Annotated in this window: 18 protein-coding genes and 1 tRNA gene; 5 read left to right on the plus strand and 14 right to left on the minus strand. The window is 64.8% G+C overall.

What is annotated here, in order from left to right; genetic code table 11:
- Positions 1-85: 85 nt before the first annotated feature.
- Both EYF70_RS17605 and EYF70_RS17610 read left to right on the plus strand, forming a co-directional pair.
- The gene (locus EYF70_RS17605) at positions 86-1735 is read left to right on the plus strand and encodes a VRR-NUC domain-containing protein (protein ID WP_131146567.1); all 1650 of its coding nucleotides are present in this window, start codon (positions 86-88) and stop codon (positions 1733-1735) included.
- Positions 1732-4044, plus strand: a complete 2313-nt coding sequence (locus EYF70_RS17610) for an ATP-dependent DNA helicase (RefSeq protein ID WP_229420432.1) — start codon at positions 1732-1734, stop codon at positions 4042-4044. The genes EYF70_RS17605 and EYF70_RS17610 overlap by 4 nt, the downstream gene beginning before the upstream one ends.
- 90 nt (positions 4045-4134) lie before the next feature.
- Here EYF70_RS17610 and EYF70_RS17615 read toward each other — a convergent pair whose 3' ends face one another.
- The 7 genes from EYF70_RS17615 to EYF70_RS17635 all read right to left on the minus strand — a co-directional run bounded on the left by EYF70_RS17615 (position 4135) and on the right by EYF70_RS17635 (position 9078).
- The gene (locus EYF70_RS17615; protein ID WP_131149172.1) at positions 4135-4869 is read right to left on the minus strand and encodes a LytR/AlgR family response regulator transcription factor; all 735 of its coding nucleotides are present in this window, start codon (positions 4867-4869) and stop codon (positions 4135-4137) included.
- A gap of 13 nt (positions 4870-4882) precedes the next feature.
- A complete protein-coding gene (locus EYF70_RS17620) occupies positions 4883-5971 on the minus strand; it encodes a sensor histidine kinase (RefSeq protein ID WP_131146569.1) in 1089 nt (362 codons plus the stop codon).
- A gap of 13 nt (positions 5972-5984) precedes the next feature.
- Positions 5985-6689, minus strand: coding sequence for a LiaF transmembrane domain-containing protein (locus EYF70_RS17625; RefSeq protein ID WP_131146570.1), 705 nt, complete (start codon positions 6687-6689; stop codon positions 5985-5987).
- Positions 6686-7063 carry a LiaF transmembrane domain-containing protein gene (locus tag EYF70_RS17630; RefSeq protein ID WP_131146571.1) on the minus strand — a complete coding sequence of 126 codons (378 nt, stop codon included), beginning with the start codon at positions 7061-7063 and terminating at the stop codon, positions 6686-6688. Before EYF70_RS17630 ends, EYF70_RS17625 begins: the two co-directional genes overlap by 4 nt.
- Before the next feature lie 248 nt (positions 7064-7311).
- Positions 7312-7473 carry a hypothetical protein gene (locus tag EYF70_RS31125; RefSeq protein WP_165390736.1) on the minus strand — a complete coding sequence of 54 codons (162 nt, stop codon included), beginning with the start codon at positions 7471-7473 and terminating at the stop codon, positions 7312-7314.
- A gap of 23 nt (positions 7474-7496) precedes the next feature.
- Positions 7497-7658 carry a hypothetical protein gene (locus tag EYF70_RS31130; protein ID WP_165497532.1) on the minus strand — a complete coding sequence of 54 codons (162 nt, stop codon included), beginning with the start codon at positions 7656-7658 and terminating at the stop codon, positions 7497-7499.
- A gap of 538 nt (positions 7659-8196) precedes the next feature.
- Positions 8197-9078 carry a LysR family transcriptional regulator gene (locus tag EYF70_RS17635; protein WP_131146572.1) on the minus strand — a complete coding sequence of 294 codons (882 nt, stop codon included), beginning with the start codon at positions 9076-9078 and terminating at the stop codon, positions 8197-8199.
- A gap of 307 nt (positions 9079-9385) precedes the next feature.
- Here EYF70_RS17635 and EYF70_RS17640 point away from each other — a divergent pair, with 307 nt between their 5' ends.
- Both EYF70_RS17640 and EYF70_RS17645 read left to right on the plus strand, forming a co-directional pair.
- Positions 9386-9931: an FxDxF family PEP-CTERM protein gene (locus EYF70_RS17640; protein WP_131146573.1), complete on the plus strand. Its 546-nt coding sequence runs from the start codon at positions 9386-9388 to the stop codon at positions 9929-9931.
- A 743-nt stretch (positions 9932-10674) separates the two neighbouring features.
- Entirely contained in the window at positions 10675-11715 is a 1041-nt protein-coding gene (locus EYF70_RS17645; RefSeq protein WP_218943821.1) for a type II asparaginase, read from the plus strand.
- A 52-nt stretch (positions 11716-11767) separates the two neighbouring features.
- Here EYF70_RS17645 and EYF70_RS17650 read toward each other — a convergent pair whose 3' ends face one another.
- Positions 11768-12655 carry a LysR family transcriptional regulator ArgP gene (locus tag EYF70_RS17650; protein WP_131146575.1) on the minus strand — a complete coding sequence of 296 codons (888 nt, stop codon included), beginning with the start codon at positions 12653-12655 and terminating at the stop codon, positions 11768-11770.
- A 97-nt stretch (positions 12656-12752) separates the two neighbouring features.
- Here EYF70_RS17650 and EYF70_RS17655 point away from each other — a divergent pair, with 97 nt between their 5' ends.
- The gene (locus tag EYF70_RS17655; protein WP_229420433.1) at positions 12753-13376 is read left to right on the plus strand and encodes a LysE/ArgO family amino acid transporter; all 624 of its coding nucleotides are present in this window, start codon (positions 12753-12755) and stop codon (positions 13374-13376) included.
- Between the two features lie 68 nt (positions 13377-13444).
- Here EYF70_RS17655 and EYF70_RS17660 read toward each other — a convergent pair whose 3' ends face one another.
- From EYF70_RS17660 to ftsH, 6 genes are all read right to left on the minus strand, one after another.
- Positions 13445-14092, minus strand: a complete 648-nt coding sequence (locus EYF70_RS17660; protein WP_165497721.1) for a zinc ribbon domain-containing protein — start codon at positions 14090-14092, stop codon at positions 13445-13447.
- 80 nt (positions 14093-14172) lie between these two features.
- Entirely contained in the window at positions 14173-14361 is a 189-nt protein-coding gene (locus tag EYF70_RS17665; RefSeq protein ID WP_131146577.1) for a hypothetical protein, read from the minus strand.
- 148 nt (positions 14362-14509) lie between these two features.
- A tRNA-Arg gene (locus EYF70_RS17670) sits at positions 14510-14586 on the minus strand.
- A gap of 201 nt (positions 14587-14787) precedes the next feature.
- Positions 14788-16146, minus strand: coding sequence for a phosphoglucosamine mutase (gene glmM / locus EYF70_RS17675; protein WP_131146578.1), 1359 nt, complete (start codon positions 16144-16146; stop codon positions 14788-14790).
- Between the two features lie 36 nt (positions 16147-16182).
- Positions 16183-17013, minus strand: a complete 831-nt coding sequence (gene folP, locus EYF70_RS17680) for a dihydropteroate synthase (protein WP_165497722.1) — start codon at positions 17011-17013, stop codon at positions 16183-16185.
- A 160-nt stretch (positions 17014-17173) separates the two neighbouring features.
- The gene (gene ftsH, locus EYF70_RS17685) at positions 17174-19057 is read right to left on the minus strand and encodes an ATP-dependent zinc metalloprotease FtsH (RefSeq protein WP_131146579.1); all 1884 of its coding nucleotides are present in this window, start codon (positions 19055-19057) and stop codon (positions 17174-17176) included.
- Positions 19058-19263: the final 206 nt, after the last annotated feature.

A 19263-nucleotide genomic window follows, 5' to 3' on the forward strand; every position in this document is an offset into this window, starting at 1 on the left:
TGCCCGCACCTGTTCGTCGTCATTTGTTCCTTGTTCGCTTCCGCCTTTTCGCCTTCGCCTTTTTCTGTTTCCCTCCCGCTGTTCGATGAAACCCGTCCTGGAAAACCTTTTTTATTATCTGGATAATTTCCACCGGGTGCTGGAATGGATCGGCGAACGCTACGCCGACCTGCTGGACGGCGAGGAACGCGACTTCATCGACCGCTTCCCCGCCCTGCCCCAGGCGTCGCGCGCGCTGTTCGTCCGCATGGTCATGCGCAAGGGCCAGCTGTTCCGCGCCTCCAAGCTGGTCTACGAGGAAATCGGCTGCCCCCGCGCCGCCGCCGCGCCGCTGGCGGAAACCGGCTGGATCGTCGTCGATCCCGCCATGTCGCTCGACGAACTGTTCGACCTGCTGCAAAAGCCGGAGCTGTGCCAGGCATTCGGGCTGGCTGGCGCGCTGCGCTCGGCGCGCAAGGAAGCGCAGCTGGAAGCGCTGCGCGCCGAACACGCTGACGAGCGGCCCTTCTCGGCCTGGTGCCGGAATGCCGCGGCGGTGGATGAAGCCTACCGCATTGTCGCGAAACCGCTGTGCGACCGGCTGCGGCTGATCTTCTTCGGCAACTACCACCAGGACTGGACCGAGTTCGTGCTGTCCGACCTCGGCGTGTTCCGCTTCGAGCAAGTGGAAATCTCGGACGCCGCACGGGGTTTCCGCACGCGCCGCGACATCGACGATTACCTGCGCCTGCACGCCTGCCGCGAACGCTTCGGCAACGGCGAGGCACCGCTGGACGTGCTGCGCGACGTGCCGCCGCCCGGCACGGATAACGAATGGCTGGCCAGCCGCCGCCACAAGCTGCTGTTCCAGATGGGCCAGCAGCTGGAAAAGCTGCGCGACTGGGCCGGCGCCTGCGCCGTCTACGACGATTGCGCCTATCCCGGCGCGCGGGCACGGGCCATCCGCGTGCTGGAGAAGGATGAGCAGTTCGGCGCCGCCTGGGAACGGCTGCAGGTGGCCATGGCCGCGCCGGAAAGCGAGGCGGAACGCCAGCACCTGCTGCGCATGGCACCGCGGCTGGCGCGCCGCCTCGGCCACCCGCGCGGCACGGCCGGCAAGCCTGTGCCGCCGGCTCGCCTGGACCTTGCGCTGCCCCAGCCCGACGGCCAGTGGTGGGTCGAGGGCGTGGTGCGCGACCACCTGAACCGCGACGAAGCCCCTGTGTTCTACGTCGAGAATGCGCTGATCAATTCCCTGTTCGGGCTGTTGTGCTGGGATGCCGTGTTCGCCGCCATTCCCGGCGCGTTCTTCCACCCGTTCCATCACGGTCCGGCGGACTTGCACAGCGCCGACTTCCACCGGCGCCGTGCCGCCCAGTTCGATGCCTGCCTGGCGCAGCTCGATGACGGCAGCTACCCCGCCACGATCCGGCGCAACCTGGACGCCAAGCGGGGCATCTCGTCGCCGTTCGTGTTCTGGGGCGCGCTCGATGGCGCGCTGCTCGACCTGGCGCTGCACTGCATCCCGGCCGCGCACCTGAAGCAGGCATTCCTGCGCATCCTGCAGGATGTGAAGGCCAACCGCACCGGCTTCCCGGACCTGATCCAGTTCTGGCCGGCCGAGCGCCGCTACAACATGATCGAAGTGAAGGGCCCCGGCGACCGGCTGCAGGACAACCAGCTGCGCTGGATCGATTACTGCGCGCAGCACCGCATGCCCGTCACGGTCTGCTACTTGCAATGGGCGCCGCAATGACGGATGCGGCACCGCGTCCCGTGGCGCAGTACACGGTTGCCGTGCGCGCGCTGTGCGAATTCACCGCCAAGGCCGGCGACCTGGACCTGCGCTTCACGCCCTCGCCCACCGCGCAGGAAGGCATCGCCGGCCATGGCGTGGTGACTTCCCGGCGCGACGACGACTACCAGCGCGAGATCGCCTTGACGGGCGATTTCGGCCCGCTGCACGTGCGCGGCCGCGCCGACGGCTACGACCCGAAGCGCAACCAGCTGGAGGAAATCAAGACCTTCCGGGGCGAGCTGGAACGCATGCCCGGCAACCATCGCGCCTTGCACTGGGCGCAGCTGAAGGTGTACGGCCACCTGCTGTGCGCGGCGCGCGCCCTGCCATCGCTGCGCCTGGCGCTGGTCTACTACGATATCGGTTCGCAGAAGGAAACCCATCTCGTCGAGGAACACAGTGCGGCGGCGCTGCAGGCGTATTTCGAAGAGCAGTGCGGCCGGTTCCTGGCCTGGGCCGAAGCCGAACTGGCGCATCGCGCCGCGCGCGACGAGCAGTTGCAGGCCCTGCGCTTTCCGCATGCCGATTTCCGGCCCGGCCAGCGCGAACTGGCCGAAGCGATGTACAAGGCCAGCACCCGATCGTGCGCGCTGCTGGCGCAGGCGCCGACCGGCATCGGCAAGAGCATCGGCAGCCTGTTCCCGATGCTGAAGGCGGCCGCCGCGCATGGTCACGACAAGATCTTCTTCCTGGCCGCGAAGACATCCGGGCGGCGCATGGCCCTCGACGCGGTCGAGAACATCAAGGAAGGCGCCCCGCTGCTGCCCTTGCGCACGCTGGAACTGGCGGCCCGCAACACGGCATGCGAACATCCGGACAAGTCCTGCCACGGCGAATCCTGCACGCTGGCGAAGGGTTTTTATGACCGCCTGCCGGCCGCGCGCGCCGCGGCGGTGCAACAGCCGATGCTCGACCGCGCCGGCGTGCGCGCGGTGGCGCTGGCGCACGACGTGTGCCCGTACTACCTGCAAAGCGAGCTGGTACGCTGGGCCGACGTGATCGTCGGCGACTACAACTATTATTTCGACGTGACCGCCATGCTGTACTCGCTGACGGTGATGAACGACTGGCGTATCGCCATCCTGGCCGACGAGGCGCACAACATGGTCTCGCGCGCCCGCAAGATGTATTCGGCGGAACTGGAGCACGGCGGCCTGCGGCTGCTGCGCAAGACCGCGCCGGCCGCGATCAAGAAGGCGCTGGACCGCGTGCACCGGCAATGGTCGGCGCTGGAAAAGGAACAGATGGCGGAGCATGGCGGCGAGTACCGGGCCTACGAGGCCCTGCCGGAAAAGCTGGTCAATGCGCTGCAGACCGCCGCCACCGAGATCGGCGACTACATGGCGGAGAACCCCGCATGGTTCGATGCCGACGTACTGGATTTTTATTTCGCCGTGCTGCATTTCGCCCGGCTGGCCGAGAACTTCGGCGAGCATTCCGTGTTCGATGTGACGATATCGACAGGCGGCAAGAACCATGGCGGCGGCACCCGTGCCGACTCGGTGCTCTGCCTGCGCAATATCGTGCCGGCGCCATTCCTGCAGCCGCGTTTCGCGGCGGCGCGCACCACGGCGCTGTTCTCGGCCACGCTCAGCCCGTGGAATTACTACAGCGACACGCTGGGCATGCCGGCCGATACCGCGTGGGTCGACGTGGCCTCGCCCTTCCAGGCCGCGCAGCTGACGGTGCATATCGCCGGCCACATCTCCACCCGCTACCAGCACCGCGACCGCTCGCTGGCGCCGATCGCGCAGCTGATGGGCGAACAGTACGGGCGCCAGCCCGGCAACTACCTGGCCTTCTTCAGCAGCTTCGACTACCTGGACAAGGCGGCCGACCTGTTCCAGCGCGAGCACCCGCACGTGACGGTATGGCGCCAGCCGCGCCGGATGGGCGAGGCGGAACGCGAAGCCTTCCTGGCCCGCTTCACCGAAACGGGCCAGGGCATCGGGTTCGCCGTGCTGGGCGGGGCATTCGGCGAAGGCATCGACCTGCCCGGTGCGCGGCTGATCGGCGCGTTCATCGCCACGCTGGGGCTGCCGCAGCTGAATCCCGTCAACGAGCGGATCCGCGAACGGATGCAGGCCATCTTCGGCGCCGGCTACGACTACACGTACCTGTATCCGGGCTTGCAGAAAGTGGTGCAGGCCGCCGGCCGCGTGATCCGCACCACCAGCGATACCGGCACCGTGTACCTGATCGACGACCGCTTCGCCCGGCCCGAGATCCGCGCGCTGCTGCCGGCCTGGTGGCACGTGCCCGGCTGAGGGCTACTGAATGGCGCTACTGAGTGGCGCTATTGAGTGGCGCTATTGAGTGGCTACTGAGTGGCGCTACTGCTTTGCGCTACCGAGTGGCTACTGCATCGCGCCGCGGATCTTCTGGTAGCCGCTGCGGCTGATGGGCAGCCGGGTGCCGTCGGCCAGGATGGCGGCGTGGCTGTCCCTGCCGGCCGGTTCGATGCGCGCCACGTGTTCGACGTTCACGAGGTACGAGCGGTGGATGCGCAGGAAGCGGCCGGGGTCGAGCTGCGCTTCGAGCTCGCCCAGTGCGCCATTCTTCAGGTAAGCCTTGCCGCCGGCGTGGATCTGCACGTAGTCGTCCTGGGCTTCGATCCAGGCGATCGCCTCGGCACGGATCACGTGCACCTTCGCGCCGTCGCGGATCAGCACGCGGCCGAGCGGCCGGTCGCGCGCGGCGGCCGCTTCGCGCACCGCCGCTTCCTGCCGCGGCAGCGCGCTCGCCAGGCTGGCCCGGGCATGTGCCAGCGCCTTGTCGAAGCGTTCCTGGCTGAAGGGCTTGAGCAGGTAGTCGAGCGCGTGGATCTCGAAGGCGCGGATGGCGTACTGGTCGAACGCGGTGGCGAAGATGAGGCGGGTCTTGCCGCCGACCAGTTCGGCCACCTCGAAGCCATCGAGTTTCGGCATCTGGATATCGAGCAGCACCAGGTCCGGCGCCAGTTCGGTGATCGCCTTCACGGCCTCGAAACCATTGGCGCATTCGGCCACGATCTCGATATCCGGATGCGCCGCCAGGTATTCGCGCGCCACGCCGCGCGCCAGCGGTTCGTCGTCCACCACGATCAGCCGCATGTGTTTTTCCATCCTATGCTCCAGAGTCATTTGCCTCGGTCGTGGCGGCCTGCGCCGGCAGGCGGATCTCGACGCTGAACGTCTCCCCTTCCCGCTTCCATTCCAGCGTGGATTCGTTCGGATACGCGCAGGCCAGCCGCTGGCGCACATTCGCCAGGCCGGTGCCGCTGCGCCGCGTTTCCGGCATCTCCGGGTCGATCGCGTTGCTGACGGTGATCGACAGCCGCGCGCCGTCGCGCCACGCCGCCACCAGCAGCAGGCCGCCATCGGTGAGCTGGCCGATGCCATGCTTGATGGCGTTTTCCACCAGCGGCTGGATGATCATCGGCGGCACCAGGCAATCGAGCGCACCCTTCTCCAGTGCTTCCTCGGTCACCAGCCGCTCGCCGAAACGCACTTTCTCGATGGCGAGGAAATCGCGCACCAGGTCCATCTCCTGTGCCAGCGTGATGCGCGGATGGCCGGCCATGCCCATGCTGCGGCGGAAGAAACCGGCCAGCCGCAGCGTCATTTCACGCGCGCCCTTCGGATCCTGCGACGTCAGCGCACTCACCGAGTTCAGGCTGTTGAACAGGAAGTGCGGGTCGACCTGGGTGCGCAGCATGCGCAATTCGGCATCCTGCGCCATCAGCTTCGATTCCAGTTCGCGGCGTTCGGCATTGCGCGCCCGGCCCGATTCGATCGCCAGGTAGTTGATCGCCGCCAGCAGGCCGTACAGCAGCGTACCGAGCGCGAACAGCAGGGCCGACAACAGCGGCGTCTGCACGATGCCGGCCCACCGCACGCCGGCCGCGAGGCACAGCTCGTTCCAGCCACCCAGTACCGCGAGCCACATGAACGCCGCCAGCACGGCTGCCGTGCACAGCGCCAGTACCACCAGCGCCAGCGGACGGGCGCCCAGGGGATTGGCGCGGCACAGGTAGTAGGCGGAAAAACCCGCCGCCACGCCGTACACCAGCGTGCCGGGAATGGCGAACAGCAGCGCGTTGGCGGGCGGTGCCGACGTCACGATGGCGCACATCCCGCCCAGCACGGCGCCGACGATCAGCCACGCCAGCAAGTACAGCAGCGCACCGCGCCGCGCCCGGGTCAGCCAGCTCACAGCGGCACGGCCATCAGTTGGAGATTTCCACGCCGCCCATGATCGCGTAGCCGCGCACCACCAGGCGCTTGCTGGCATCCTTCGGCCGCAGCGTCGATTCCTCGATGCCGCCCAGGATCGGCGCGCCTTCCAGCTGCACGCTCCAGTCGGCGGGCACCTGGATCGTGATGCCGCCCATCAGCGCGAAGATGTTCACCACGGCGTCGCCGGACAGCCCCGCTTCACGCAGGTCCAGTTCGCAGCCGCCCATGATGGCGGTGATTTCGCCGCCGCCGAATTGCGGCGACGTGATGCGGCGTTTATAGGCGCCGAGGATCGCCGTGGCATAGACCAGCTTCTCGCTGCCATCCTTCGCCAGCGATACGGACGCCGGGCCGGTGCGCGCCAGCCTGGTGGACCGGAACACCACGAACAGGCCGCCGCCGATCATCGCCAGCGGCGCCAGCACGTTCCAGCCGATCTCCAGGATACCGAGTCCCTTCAGCAGCGTCAGCACGCCGAACAGCAGCAGGGCGCCGCCGATGATGGTGCCGTTCGGCGAGCGCGCGACCGTCAGTTTCAGCACGCCCGCCACGATCAGCACCACGGGCCAGAACTGCACGCTCATGTCCAGCTCCAGCCAGCCCAGGTTATCGAGCAGGAACATCAGCCCCACCGCGATGACACCGATGCCGATCACGATTTGCGCGGCCGGATTGTGTTGTCGTCCCGTGTTCATGCTTCTTCTCCCGGTTTGCGGTCAAGGTAGCGCGTGGCCAGCGGCTGCAGTACCATGCCCGCGCCCGCCACGATGATAAGCAAAGGCCAGCTGTTACGGAAGGTCAGGCCGAACAGGCCTTCATAGATGGCATAGAACCAGGCGCCGAACAGCACTTGCGACAGGCCGTCGACGAAGCGGCGGCCCTCCACCGGCGGCAGCATGTTGCCGATGCCAAAGGCGATCAGCACCAGCGGCCAGTAGCGCCACAGGCCGATCACCGCTTCATGGTCGTCGCGGTTGACCAGGTAGGCCACGCCGAACGCCACCAGCACCAGGCCCCAGGTCACTTGCCGGCGCAGTTTCAGCCGCGCCCTGTCCACTTCGGTTTGCATGGGTTCCTCCCTCGGTTCGATGACGGAACGATACGCCGCGCCGGCCGAAGGCGAAACCGCTTTTCGGTGAATGGCGGCTGGCGGCCGGTGAATGACGGCATGTTCGGTAAAGGACGGGCGACCGGCAGGCGGGAAGCGGAGCAGAAGCACAGAGAACAGCGCAGGGACGGCTGGTGGGCCGCCTCGCCATAAAAAAAGCCCACGGCATGCCGTGGGCGTGGGGGTGTAAGCTTTCTGGACGAAGCCGCTTACGCGGCGGGCGCGGCCTGCCCCTTGACCTGGTTGCGGTACTTGGCGCGGGCGATGGCCTGCTTTTCAGCCTCCATCGCCTTGTTGAAGGCGCGCGTGCGCTTCTTTTCTTCCTTGCCGCGCATTTGCGCGATGTCCTTGTTGCCGATACGGTGCGTCATGTCTTCTCCTTGTTATCAGAATTTCAGAATCTGCCGTCATGCTTCTGGTCGAACATGACGAGTCCCCATCCCAGCTGGCGCCGGATTTCTTCCGGCGTCGGCGGCGGTTCCACGTCATTGGTCCTGCGTTCCAGGTATTCCCGCACCGCTTCCTTCGAGGGCTGGCTGGTTTGCATCGTCATCATGATGACCTCCTGTATGTTTGCGCTCGCGGCCCGGTCCGGGCCTGTCCGGCCCCGTCGTTGCTGGCGGTGGGTGCGTCGCTGCCTGGTTCGAAATCTGGTGCCGGCGCTTGAGGCGACCGGCTTGCCTGCGGACGAGCGACCTGCTTCGTTATCCTGTTCGTTGCGTCGCGCTCCAGTTACACAACTTAGTCACGCAACTCCATCTTAGGGACGCCCTTTTGAAACGACCGTGCGCCAGCGAACAATTCCTCTGGCGCTTTCACGCGCGTGCATGTGGGAACTCGCCTACAGTCGCATCCCGGCACGATTGCGGCGTTTGCCGACGGCTGTTGGCGGGGCTTCATGTGCGTCTTCATGTGGGTATTCCCGGGCGCCCTCACGTGCGTCTTCATGTGTGTCTTCATGTGCGTCTTCATGTGCGTCTTCATGTGCGTCTTCATGTGCGTCTTCATGTGCGTCTTCATGTGCGTGTTCAAGTGCGACGCATTGGCGCGGCATCACATCGGGATTTCCGCGCAGCTTTTTCCTGCGGCTACGCCTACAGTTTTTGCTGGAGGAATTCGAGGAAGCAGCTGATGCGCTGGGCCAGCTGCGTGTTGCGGTAGTAGACCGCGTGGATCTGCTGGCGGTAGCCGGAATTGAACGCGGCGAGCAGCGGCACGAGCCGGCCGCTGGCGATGTCGGCGCGTGTCATGAAGCCGGCCAGGCACGCGATGCCGTCGCCAGCCAGGGCAAGGTGGCGCAGCGTTTCGCCCGACGACGCGGCCAGCGCGGGCGTGATGGCGAGGCTGTCGCCGGCGTCGTGCCGCAGGGGCCAGACATTGCCCTGCTCGTATTGGACGAAGCCGAGCAGCGTGTGACCGGCCAGGTCGCCCGGCGTTGCCGGCGCGCCATGCCTGGCCAGGTAGGCCGGACTGGCAAGCACGTGCAGGGGACTGGACGTCAATGGCCGCGCATGCAGCGTGGAATCGTTCAGCGTGCCGATGCGGATGGCGATGTCGGTACGGTGCTCGATGAGGTCGGCAATGCGGTCGTTCGACGTGAGCTCAAGGCGGATTTCAGGGTACAGCGCGCGAAATTCGGCCACGTGCGGGACGATGCCATGCAGCATGAAGGGCGAGGCCGCATCGACGCACAGGCGGCCGGCCGGCTGCTGGCGGCGTATGCGGATGCACTCTTCGACTTCTTCCAGCGAGGCCAGGATGCGGCGTGCCCGGTCCAGGAACAGCTGGCCCTCCTCGGTCAACTCCATGCGGCGCGTGGTGCGCGTCAGCAGCGAAGTCTGCAGCTTGTCCTCGAGGCGGGCCAGCGCACGGCTGACGCCGGATGTGGTCTGTCCCAGGTGGACCGCGGCGGCACTCAGCGAACCGCTGTCGATCACGGCCACGAAAGTCTGCAGGTCGTCCGAATTGATGTCCATGCGCACGATTATAGAGAACGGTAGAGAGCGGCGACCGCCGTGCCACGGATACAACTCGGCAATAAAAAATTTTCCTTGACCTTCCGTTGAGCGTCAGCTCTGCCCTTGCCATGTGCAGCGATGCCTGCCGGGCCATGCCCTGCACATTTCATCGATGAAGGAACCAGGCAGGTAGCGGGGCTATATTGACAATGTTGGCAACATTGCAAACTTATATTTTTTTCAGGAACGGGAATTACCGCGAGCTTGCAACGCTGCCGACAGGAGCTATCACTTCGTAACAACAAACGAGTCAAGGGGTATATCGATGAAGAAAGCTTTATTCAGCAAGGTGGCAGGTTCCCTGCTGCTCACCGCAGGTCTGCTTGCCTCTGGCGCTGCGTCCGCTCAAACACTCACTTTCAATGGCGACGGCAATGCGGATTTCTCCGCCTTGCACACATGGTCCGCCGCCAGCAATATCGACACCTATCTGTTCGAAGTCGACACGACTTCCTGGGCTTCCGGCACCGCCGTGGTGGGACGCACGGCGATCAATGGCGTCCGCCAGGCAAACTACGCCATCACCGGCATCCAGTTCTTCTGGCAAGCCGACGATGGAACCCGTACCGACCTGGACACTGTCTTCACGACCGATGGCGGCATCGAATTCTATCCAGTGGAATCGCTGGATGCCGGCATGTACGGGTTTACGGTCACCGGTAACACGCTGGTAGCGAACATGGGGGGCGCTTATGCCGGCACCCTGAACCTGGCCCCGGTACCGGAGCCCACCACCTTTGCGATGCTGGGCGTCGGCATCGGCCTGCTGGCCTTCTCGGCCCGCCGCAAGACCGACGACAAGCTGGGCTGATCCGCCCGGCACGACAGCACAACCGCGTCGATCTTTCGACCTGGGCTATCACCGCCTCAGCCGGGTAAATAAAGACGGCGCTTAATCTTCCTGGCAACAAGGCCGGAATCCAGTGAAAACATGGATTCCGGCCTTTTTGATTTATTCGGCGATCCGGCTATTCAACTACCCACCAGTTTCGATTAATCGGGCGCGATAATAACCCATCTCTGACGGTGATTGAATGAATTGTGCCGGCCAATGAATCATTGACCGTGTCTTATCTATCCAGTCGAATATCATTCGGATTCGGCAGCGCAATTACATCGTTTCTGGCGGCATCGCCAACCCCGCATTTTTCCGAAATGGCCGATTCAGCCGCGTGCCCTGCCGACGCCATTCGGCGCCGAACGCAGCGCCGGCCCCTCCACCAACAAGCGCAAGGTCACGCGCACCCGTGGCACGCGGCAGCGCGGCATGCTCAAACCGGCGACGCGCTGGCGGCGCCGATCAATCTTCGGCCCGGGTGCGCGATTATATCGGCAAGGTGCCGGGTGTCACCGTCGTGAAAAACCAATATATTGGAAAAGGCGCTCGCCGGAGTCCAAGTTTTTGGACGAATTGGCGCCTTGTGTTTTTTTACAACCACAAATGACCGGCCGGGCTTGTATTCGTTATCGGTTCGTATAAGATTCGCGTTTTACCAATCAAAAAAAGGAATCCGCATGTCGAGACAAAAGACCGCGCACTATTCGCACTTCTTCATGGCGATGGTGGCGCTGCTGTTCGTGATCACGGGCGTCCACGCGCAAACGAAGCCGAACGTGATGATCCTTGCCACCGGCGGCACGATCGCCGGCACGGGTGCCACGAGCACCACCACGGTCGGCTATACCGCCGCCACCGTCGGCGTGCAGCAGCTGATCGCCGCCGTGCCGGAACTGGCGAAAGTGGCCAACGTCAAGGGCGAGCAGGTATTCCAGATCGCCAGCGAAAGCATGACCAACGAACACTGGCTGACCCTGGGCAAGCGTGTCAACGCCCTGCTCGCCCAGTCCGACGTCGATGGCATCGTCATCACGCACGGTACCGATACGATGGAAGAAACCGCCTACTTCCTCGACCTGGTGGTGAAGAGCCGCAAGCCGGTCGTGCTGGTCGGTGCGATGCGCCCTTCGACGGCACTGTCGGCCGATGGCCCGCTGAACCTGTACAACGCGGTGATCGTTGCCGGCAGCCGTGAAGCGGTCGGCAAAGGCGTGCTGGTGGCGCTCAACGACCAGATCCACTCGGCGCGCGACGTGACCAAGACGAATACCTCGACCCCGGACAGCTTCAAGACGCCGGAACTGGGCTTGCTCGGCTATCTGCAGGGCGGCAAGGCCTTCTTCTACCGCGCCTCGACCCGCAAGCACACCTTCGAGAGCGAGTTCGACATTTCGAACATCTCTACCCTGCCCCAGGTCGATATCGTGTACGGCTACGCCAACATGAATCCGGTGGCACTGGATGCCTTCATTGCCGCGGGCGCGAAGGGCATCATCCATGCGGGCGTCGGCGATGGCAGCCTGGCTGCGCGCGTGAAACCCGCGCTGATCGCCGCGCGCAAGAAAGGCACCCTGATCGTGCGCGCCAGCCGGGTCGGCCAGGGCATCCTGGCCCGTAATGGCGAAGCGAACGACGACGAGCTCGACTTCGTGGCCGCCGATACGCTGAGCCCGCAGAAAGCGCGCATCCTGCTGATGCTCGCGCTGACGAAGACCAGCAACACGGCTGACATCCAGCGCATGTTCTACACCTACTGATGGTGACGGGCCGGCACCGGCCTATGCGCCGGTGCCGGCTGTTGCTGCCATCTCAAGGCGCGAGAAGCGTTGCGCGGGCGGCCGCCACGACCGCCTCGCCCAGCCGCTCGAGCGCCGGCGATTGCACGCGCCAGGCGTGCCAGTACAGCGGCACGTCGGTATGCTTTCCCGGCGCCAGGTCGAGCAACGCTCCCGTCGCCACCGCATCACCCACCTGCTGCGACGGCAGCATGCCATAGCCGAGTCCCAGCTTCACGGCATCCAGGAACGGATCGCTGGCGGGCACATAGTGGACCGGATAGCTGCCGGGTAACAAACCCAGTTCAGCCTGGATGAAGTCCGCCTGCAGGCGGTCCTTGCGGGAGAACACCACCACCGGCGCCTGCCGGGCGGCATTTCGTTCGAAGCCATCCGGGAACCAGCGCGCGGCGAACGCGGGCGACGCCAGCATGCGGTAGCGAATGATGCCCAGCGGCTGGACGGTGCACCCGCGCATGGCCGTGGGCTCGCTGGAAACGCCGGCGACCGCCTCCCCTTTCTCCAGCAATCCATACGTATAGTTCTGCTCGTCCAGCACGATATCGAGCGTGACCTGCTCGCGCTGCAGGAAGCCGGCGATGCCCGGCAACAGCCAGGTTGCCAGCGTATCGTTGTTGACGGCGATGGGAATCCGCAGCGAGCCCGCCGACTCGTCGCGCAGCCCGGCAAGGAACTCTTCTTCCAGCAGCCTGCTGCGGCGCAGGTGCACCAGCAGGCGCTGGCCGGCGGCGGTGGTACGGCAGGGCCGGCTGCGGATCAGCAGCGGCGAGCCGAGCGCTGATTCCAGCGCCGCGATGCGCTGCGACACCGCCGATGGCGTGACGTTCAGCTGGGCCGCCGCCGCATCGAAACTGCCGGTCTCGGCGGCAGCCAGGAAGGCTTCGCAATGCCGCGTATCCATCGTTTCCTTAGATTTATTAATGAAACCTGAATTATATTAACTGAGCTTCAGTTTTGCCCGCGCTTTCGTGACAATGGCCACCTTCACGGAGGACGAGATGACGACACAGGTATTCTTGAGTGGCTTGGGCCTGGGCGCCAGCCTGATCATGGCAATCGGCGCGCAGAATGCGCACGTGCTGCGCATGGGCGTGCAGCGCAGCCATGTGGCATTGACGGTGGCCGCCTGCATCGTGATCGACGTGGCGCTGATCGGCGCGGGCGTGGCCGGCGCGGGAGCATTGATCGAGGGCTCACCATGGCTGATGGCGCTGGCGCGCTGGGGCGGCGCGGCGTTCCTGGCCTGGTACGGCTTGCGCAGCTGGCGGCAGATGCTGTCGGCAAACCGGCTGGACATCGGTGCTGCCGCCACGCCGCGCACCGCCACCGCCGCGCTGGCCAGCGTGCTGGCGATGTCGCTGCTCAATCCGCATGTGTACCTGGATACCGTTGTGCTGCTGGGCTCGATCGGCGGGCGCTATCCGGCGCTGGAACGCACCGCGTTCTCCGCCGGTGCGATGACGGCGTCGCTGCTCTGGTTCAGCATGCTGGGGTTTGGCGCCGCCCGCTTCGCCGGCGTGCTGGCGCGTCCGGCGGCATGGAAGTGTATCGAAGCGCTGACGGGTGCGGTGATGCTGCTGCTGGCCGGCAGTCTCGTCGCGGATGGCCTGGCGGCGCTGTAAGGTGGCTTGCTCGCCAGGTGCCAACGCGGGCGCCAGGCATCCGGAGCGCGCCACCAGCCGCGAATCGGCTAGCTTTGCCGGTGGCCGCACTCCGTGCAGAACTTGGTACCCGGTTGCAGCAGGGTCGAGCAGGCGGTACACGCCACCTGCTGCGCCATCTTGTAGCCGCATTCCGGGCAAAACTTGGCGCCGTGCGTTTCGGCCCGGCACTGGGGGCAGACCAGCTGCATGTCCTGCCGGACGTCGTGGCGCGTGCCGCGGCTTTCGCCTTCCGTATCCGCACGCTCGGCCGCGCTGCGCACTTCCCCTTGGGCACGGGCCCTGGTGATCGCCACCTGCACGTTCGGCGCGCAATTGAAGCACAGGCCGGCGGCGCCGTCGAAGCATGGTGCGCACACATAATCATGGCAATTGCCGCAGCGGTTGAAGTGCGCCTTGGCGTCGGCGATCGCTTCCTTGAAAGCATCGTCGCGGGCGCTGTGCCAGCCGGCCTGCGCCATGCCACTGACGACCGTGCTGGCATTGCCCAGCAGGCCGCCGAAGATGCTGGCGCCCTTCTGGATCCAGCCGGACGCCTGGCCGCTGCGATAGGGCTTGTAATGGGTACGCCAGCGATCGCTGCAGCGTTCGCAATAAAACTCGAACTGGAAACCGGCATCGACGCCGGACGACTGGCTCAGGTCCTGGTAATTGCTGGAAAACCGGATCTCCGACATGACACCTCCGATACAGAAGCGTGCCATTATAACGACGACAACTATTTATGGGTAAGTATTGTTGTAGCAGTGATACCCCATCATCGATGGAATTTTGGCGAGCACAGCACCCGAAGGATGGTCGTGCGGTCGAGCTTGCGCTGTTCCATGTACCGGATGGCGCCATCGATGCCTTCGCTGTCGCACAGGCGCAGCGCTTCCTCGATGATGGCGGCGGTGGCCGCGTCGCTGCGCGAAACCTGTTCGCGTGCTGCGTGTTCGTCGTGCATTGAATGACCTCGTTGATGGCCGGCGCGCACCGGCAAATCCAGCATAGCGCCGGGTCGATCCGGCACGCGCAACGGCGGTGTTTCGATGGTAAGCAAATGTGAACGGCCGGCCGGAAAACAAGGCGGACACTGGCGGGGATGGGGTGACTGGCCTGCCCAGCTGGGTTCGAACCAGCGACCTACGGCTTAGAAGGCCGTTGCTCTATCCAGCTGAGCTATGGGCAGAAAGGGATTCCGCGGGGAATTCCGGAAGGGTTGCCGGTACGGGATTGTTACTGACTGGCGGATGACCGCCGGCCGCATTATCGGAACCGGCCACCGGCAAGGAAAAGCGGGCTGCCGCCCGCTGTCGGAGCAAAATGATAACCGCTCGGCACCGCGAGCGTCAATCGACGGCCGCGGTGCCGGCGGCGAATCAGGCGGAAATCAGGCGGCGTTGGCCTGCGGCACTTCGACCTTGTCGGCGATACGGCGGGCGAAATTCTGCGCCTGGGTCGCATCGCGCGCTTCGACCATCACGCGGATCAGGGGTTCGGTACCGGATGCGCGGATCAGCACGCGGCCGCTGTCGCCCAGTTCACGCTCCACGAGCTCTTTCTCGGCCACCATCGCGGAATTCTTTTGCCAGTCGAAGCCGGCCGGCACGCGCACGTTGATCAGCGTTTGCGGGAACAGTTCGATCTGGCCGGCGATCTGCGCCAGCGTCTGGCCGCTGCGCTTCAGCGCGGACAGCACCTGCAGCGCCGAGATGATGCCGTCGCCCGTGGTGTGCTTGTCCAGCGCCAGCAGGTGGCCACTGCCCTCGCCGCCCAGGATCCAGCCTTTTTCCTGCATCACTTCGAGCACGTAGCGGTCGCCCACCTTGGCGCGCGCAAAACCGATGCCCTTTTCCTTGAACGTCACTTCGAGGGCCATGTTGGTCATCAGCGTGCCGACCGCGCCTTTCACTTCGCCGGTTGCCAGGCGGTCCATCACCATCACGTACAGCAGCTCGTCGCCGTTGTACAGGCGGCCGTTGGCGTCGCACATGATCAGGCGGTCCGCATCGCCGTCCAGGGCGATGCCCAGGTCGGCATCGTGCGCCAGCACGGCGGCGGCCATCGCCTTCGGCGCCGTGGCGCCATGGCCTTCGTTGATGTTGAAGCCGTCCGGCTTGTTACCGATCGAGATCACCTCGGCGCCCAGTTCATGGAACACGTGCGGCGCGATGTTGTAGGCGGCGCCGTGGGCGCTGTCGACGACGATCTTCAAGCCGCGCAGGTCCAGCTCGTTCGGGAAGGTGCTCTTGCAGAATTCGATATAGCGGCCCTGGGCATCTTCCAGGCGCTTGGCGCGGCCCAGTTTTTCGGACGGGACGCAAGCCATCGGCTGGTCGAGCTGCGCCTCGATGGCCAGTTCGACGGAATCGGGCAGCTTGGTGCCCTGCTCGGAAAAGAACTTGATGCCGTTGTCCTGGAACGGATTGTGCGACGCCGAAATCACGACACCGGCCGACAGCCGCAGCGCGCGCGTCAGGTAGGCGATGGCGGGGGTAGGCATCGGACCGGCCAGCATCACGTCCACGCCTGCGGCCGCGAAGCCTGCTTCCAGCGCCGCTTCCAGCATATAGCCGGAAATGCGCGTGTCCTTGCCGATCAGGACGGTGGGGCGGGCGGCGCCGCCGATCACCGTGCGCGCCAGCACCTTGCCTGCGGCATAGCCCAGGCGCATCACGAAATCCGGCGTGATCGGCGCTTCGCCGACCAGGCCACGGACACCATCGGTCCCGAAATATTTACGTGCCATGTTGTTCTCTTCAGTTAGTGTTCATTTAGCTGGCGTTCAGTTGCCATGCGCTGCGTACCATACCTTCAATGCGTCGACCGTCTCGGCGACGTCGTGCACGCGGACGATGCCGGCACCGTGGGCCACGGCAGCCAGCGCGCCGCCGATGCTGCCGGCCAGACGCCCTTCGACGGGCTTGCCGGTCACGGCACCGATCATCGATTTGCGGGACAGACCCGCCAGCAGCGGGACGCCGAGTTCGCCGATGAGGCGCCTGCCAGCCTTGAGCAAGGCATAATTATGCTCGACGGTCTTGCCGAAACCAAACCCTGGATCGATCCAGAGTCGACGCCGGTCAATACCGGCGGCCGTCAGCGCGCCGATCCGTTCACGCAGGAATGCGGTCACTTCCAGGACGACATCCTCATAGGCAGGTTTATCCTGCATTGTTGCAGGTTTGTCAAGCATGTGCATGATACAGAGCGCGCAGTCGCTGTCGCGCACGGCCTCGATCGCGCCCGGCGCGCGGAAGGCATTGATGTCGTTGATCATGTCCACGCCGGCCAGCACGGCTTCCTTCATCAGCGCCGGTTTGTAGGTATCGAGCGAGATCGGGGTTCCGCAGTCGCGCAGCGCATACAGCACGGGCAGCACGCGGCGCATCTCTTCTTCCGCCGGCACCACGGGCGCACCGGGGCGCGTCGATTCGCCGCCGACATCGATGATGTCGACGCCATCACGGACCATCTGCTCGGCATGCGACAGGGCATAGTCAAGCGCGGCAAACTTGCCGCCATCGGAAAACGAATCGGGGGTGACGTTCAGGATGCCCATCACGAGGGCCCTGCCGGCAGGCAGGCGATGATGGCCAAAGGGGATGTGAGTCATACGCTGCTGGAAGAGAAGGCTGGGTAGCGACGGGCGGGAAGCGACCGCTGAAAAAGTACTGGTGGAAAGTACGGGTGAAAAAGCATGGATGGAAAATACGGCGGAAAAACAAAGGGCGAGGATCGCTCCTCACCCTTTGGTCACGGCATCGGCGGCGGTATTATGCCGGCGCGGTGGCGTTCGGCGAAGGCGACGACGGACCGTCGCCGTTCGGCTGCTTGCGGATCGTGACGCCGGCCTTCGGCGGGCGCGGCTCGTTGCCGGCCATGATGTCGTTGATCTGGTCCGCGTCGATGGTTTCCCAGTCGAGCAGTGCCTTCGTCATCGCCTCGACCTTGTCGCGGTTCTCATCCAGCAACTTGCGCGCCAGCGCGTACTGCGTGTCGAGGATCGCGCGGATCTCGGCATCGACCTTCTGCTGCGTGGCTTCCGAAATCGTCTTGTTGCTGCCGCCCAGGAAGCCTTCGTTCGCCTCGTCCTCGTAGACCATCACGCCCAGCGAGTCGGACATGCCGAACTTCGTGACCATCGAGCGGGCCAGCTTGGTGGCGCGCTGGAAGTCGTTCGACGCGCCGGTGGACATCTGGCCAACGAACAGTTCCTCGGCGATACGGCCGCCGAACAGGATCGAGATTTCTTCCAGCATCTTGTCCTTGTAGCCCGAAATCCGGTCATGTTCAGGCAGCTGCCAGGTCAGGCCCAGGGCCCAGCCGCGCGGCATGATGGTGACCTTGTGCACCGGATCGGCCTTCGGCAGCAGCTTCGCGACGACGGCGTGGCCGGACTCGTGGTAGGCCGTATTGCGGCGTTCCTCTTCGCGGATCACCATCGACTTGCGTTCCGGACCCATGAAGATCTTGTCCTTGGCGTCCTCGAAATCGGCCATGTCCACCAGGCGCTTGCTGCGGCGTGCGGCGAACAACGCTGCTTCGTTGACCAGGTTGGCCAGGTCGGCGCCGGAGAAGCCCGGGGTGCCGCGGGCCAGGATGTCGGCCTTCACGTCGGTGCTGATCGGCACCTTGCGCATGTGCACGTTCAAGATCTGCTCGCGGCCGCGGATGTCCGGCAAGCCCACCGATACCTGGCGGTCGAAACGGCCCGGACGCAGCAGCGCCTTGTCGAGCACGTCGGCACGGTTGGTGGCGGCGATCACGATGACACCGGACGATGCCTCGAAGCCATCCATCTCGACCAGCAGCTGGTTCAGCGTCTGTTCGCGCTCGTCGTTGCCGCCGCCCATGCCGGCGCCGCGGTGACGGCCGACCGCATCGATCTCGTCGATGAAGATGATGCACGGCGAGTGTTTCTTGGCATTCTCGAACATGTCGCGCACGCGGGACGCGCCCACGCCGACGAACATTTCAACGAAGTCGGAACCGGAGATCGAGAAGAACGGCACTTTCGCTTCGCCGGCGATCGCACGGGCCAGCAGCGTTTTACCGGTACCCGGAGGGCCCACCATCAGCACGCCGCGGGGTATACGGCCGCCCAGTTTCTGGAACTTGGTCGGATCGCGCAGGAAGTCGACGATCTCCGTCACTTCTTCCTTGGCTTCGTCGCAGCCGGCCACGTCGGAGAACGTGACGGTGTTGTTGGTTTCATCGAGCATGCGTGCCTTCGACTTGCCGAACGAGAATGCCCCGCCCTTGCCGCCGCCCTGCATCTGTCGCATGAAGAAGATCCACACACCGATCAGCAGCAGCATCGGGAACCACGATACGAACACTTGCTGCAGGAACGAAGGTTCTTCCGGCGGACGAACGTCGAAACGCACGCCGTTGTCGCGCAGGTCGCCGATCAGGCCGCGATCGAGGTAGGTGGACGTGGTGCGCACGCGCGTATCGTCCGTTTTCGTCGCGGTGATGGTGCTGCCCTCGATGACGAGGTCCTTGATGCGCTTCGCCTTGATCTCATCCAGCAGGTCGGAATACGCGATGGTCTTGCTGCCGCCGGAGATGCTGTGGTTGTCGAATTGCTTGAACAGCATGAACAACAACAGGGCTACGACAACCCAGATGGCGGATTTGGAAAACATGTTATTCACGAAAACTCCTTGGATGCTCGCGCACCTGTTACCTGTAGCAGAAATTCGATTTTACCCGCATTAGGCCAAAGCGTGCTACAAGGCGGCCTAAAGGTGCGCGAATCCAGCCGCGCACGTATCAAAACATCGAGGCCGGCCCGGAATCAGCGAGGGCGCGGCCCGGACGGCGCACAAATCATGCCGCCCGCGCTCGATGTGCGGCTTTC

The organism is Pseudoduganella albidiflava, assembly GCF_004322755.1.
GTDB classification, from domain to species: domain Bacteria; phylum Pseudomonadota; class Gammaproteobacteria; order Burkholderiales; family Burkholderiaceae_D; genus Rugamonas; species Rugamonas albidiflava.

Coding starts and splice junctions, on each gene's coding strand:
- EYF70_RS17630 (WP_131146571.1), bottom strand. CDS start 7,063: ATGCAAACCGAAGTGGACAGGGCGCGGCTGAAACTGCGCCGGCAAGTG.
- EYF70_RS17605 (WP_131146567.1), top strand. CDS start 86: ATGAAACCCGTCCTGGAAAACCTTTTTTATTATCTGGATAATTTCCAC.
- EYF70_RS17645 (WP_218943821.1), top strand. CDS start 10,675: ATGGCGATGGTGGCGCTGCTGTTCGTGATCACGGGCGTCCACGCGCAA.
- EYF70_RS31125 (WP_165390736.1), bottom strand. CDS start 7,473: ATGACGCACCGTATCGGCAACAAGGACATCGCGCAAATGCGCGGCAAG.
- folP (WP_165497722.1), bottom strand. CDS start 17,013: ATGACTCACATCCCCTTTGGCCATCATCGCCTGCCTGCCGGCAGGGCC.
- glmM (WP_131146578.1), bottom strand. CDS start 16,146: ATGGCACGTAAATATTTCGGGACCGATGGTGTCCGTGGCCTGGTCGGC.
- EYF70_RS17610 (WP_229420432.1), top strand. CDS start 1,732: ATGACGGATGCGGCACCGCGTCCCGTGGCGCAGTACACGGTTGCCGTG.
- EYF70_RS31130 (WP_165497532.1), bottom strand. CDS start 7,658: ATGATGACGATGCAAACCAGCCAGCCCTCGAAGGAAGCGGTGCGGGAA.
- EYF70_RS17640 (WP_131146573.1), top strand. CDS start 9,386: ATGAAGAAAGCTTTATTCAGCAAGGTGGCAGGTTCCCTGCTGCTCACC.
- EYF70_RS17615 (WP_131149172.1), bottom strand. CDS start 4,869: ATGCGGCTGATCGTGGTGGACGACGAACCGCTGGCGCGCGGCGTGGCG.
- EYF70_RS17655 (WP_229420433.1), top strand. CDS start 12,753: ATGACGACACAGGTATTCTTGAGTGGCTTGGGCCTGGGCGCCAGCCTG.
- EYF70_RS17660 (WP_165497721.1), bottom strand. CDS start 14,092: ATGTCGGAGATCCGGTTTTCCAGCAATTACCAGGACCTGAGCCAGTCG.
- EYF70_RS17625 (WP_131146570.1), bottom strand. CDS start 6,689: ATGAACACGGGACGACAACACAATCCGGCCGCGCAAATCGTGATCGGC.
- EYF70_RS17665 (WP_131146577.1), bottom strand. CDS start 14,361: ATGCACGACGAACACGCAGCACGCGAACAGGTTTCGCGCAGCGACGCG.
- EYF70_RS17635 (WP_131146572.1), bottom strand. CDS start 9,078: ATGGACATCAATTCGGACGACCTGCAGACTTTCGTGGCCGTGATCGAC.
- EYF70_RS17650 (WP_131146575.1), bottom strand. CDS start 12,655: ATGGATACGCGGCATTGCGAAGCCTTCCTGGCTGCCGCCGAGACCGGC.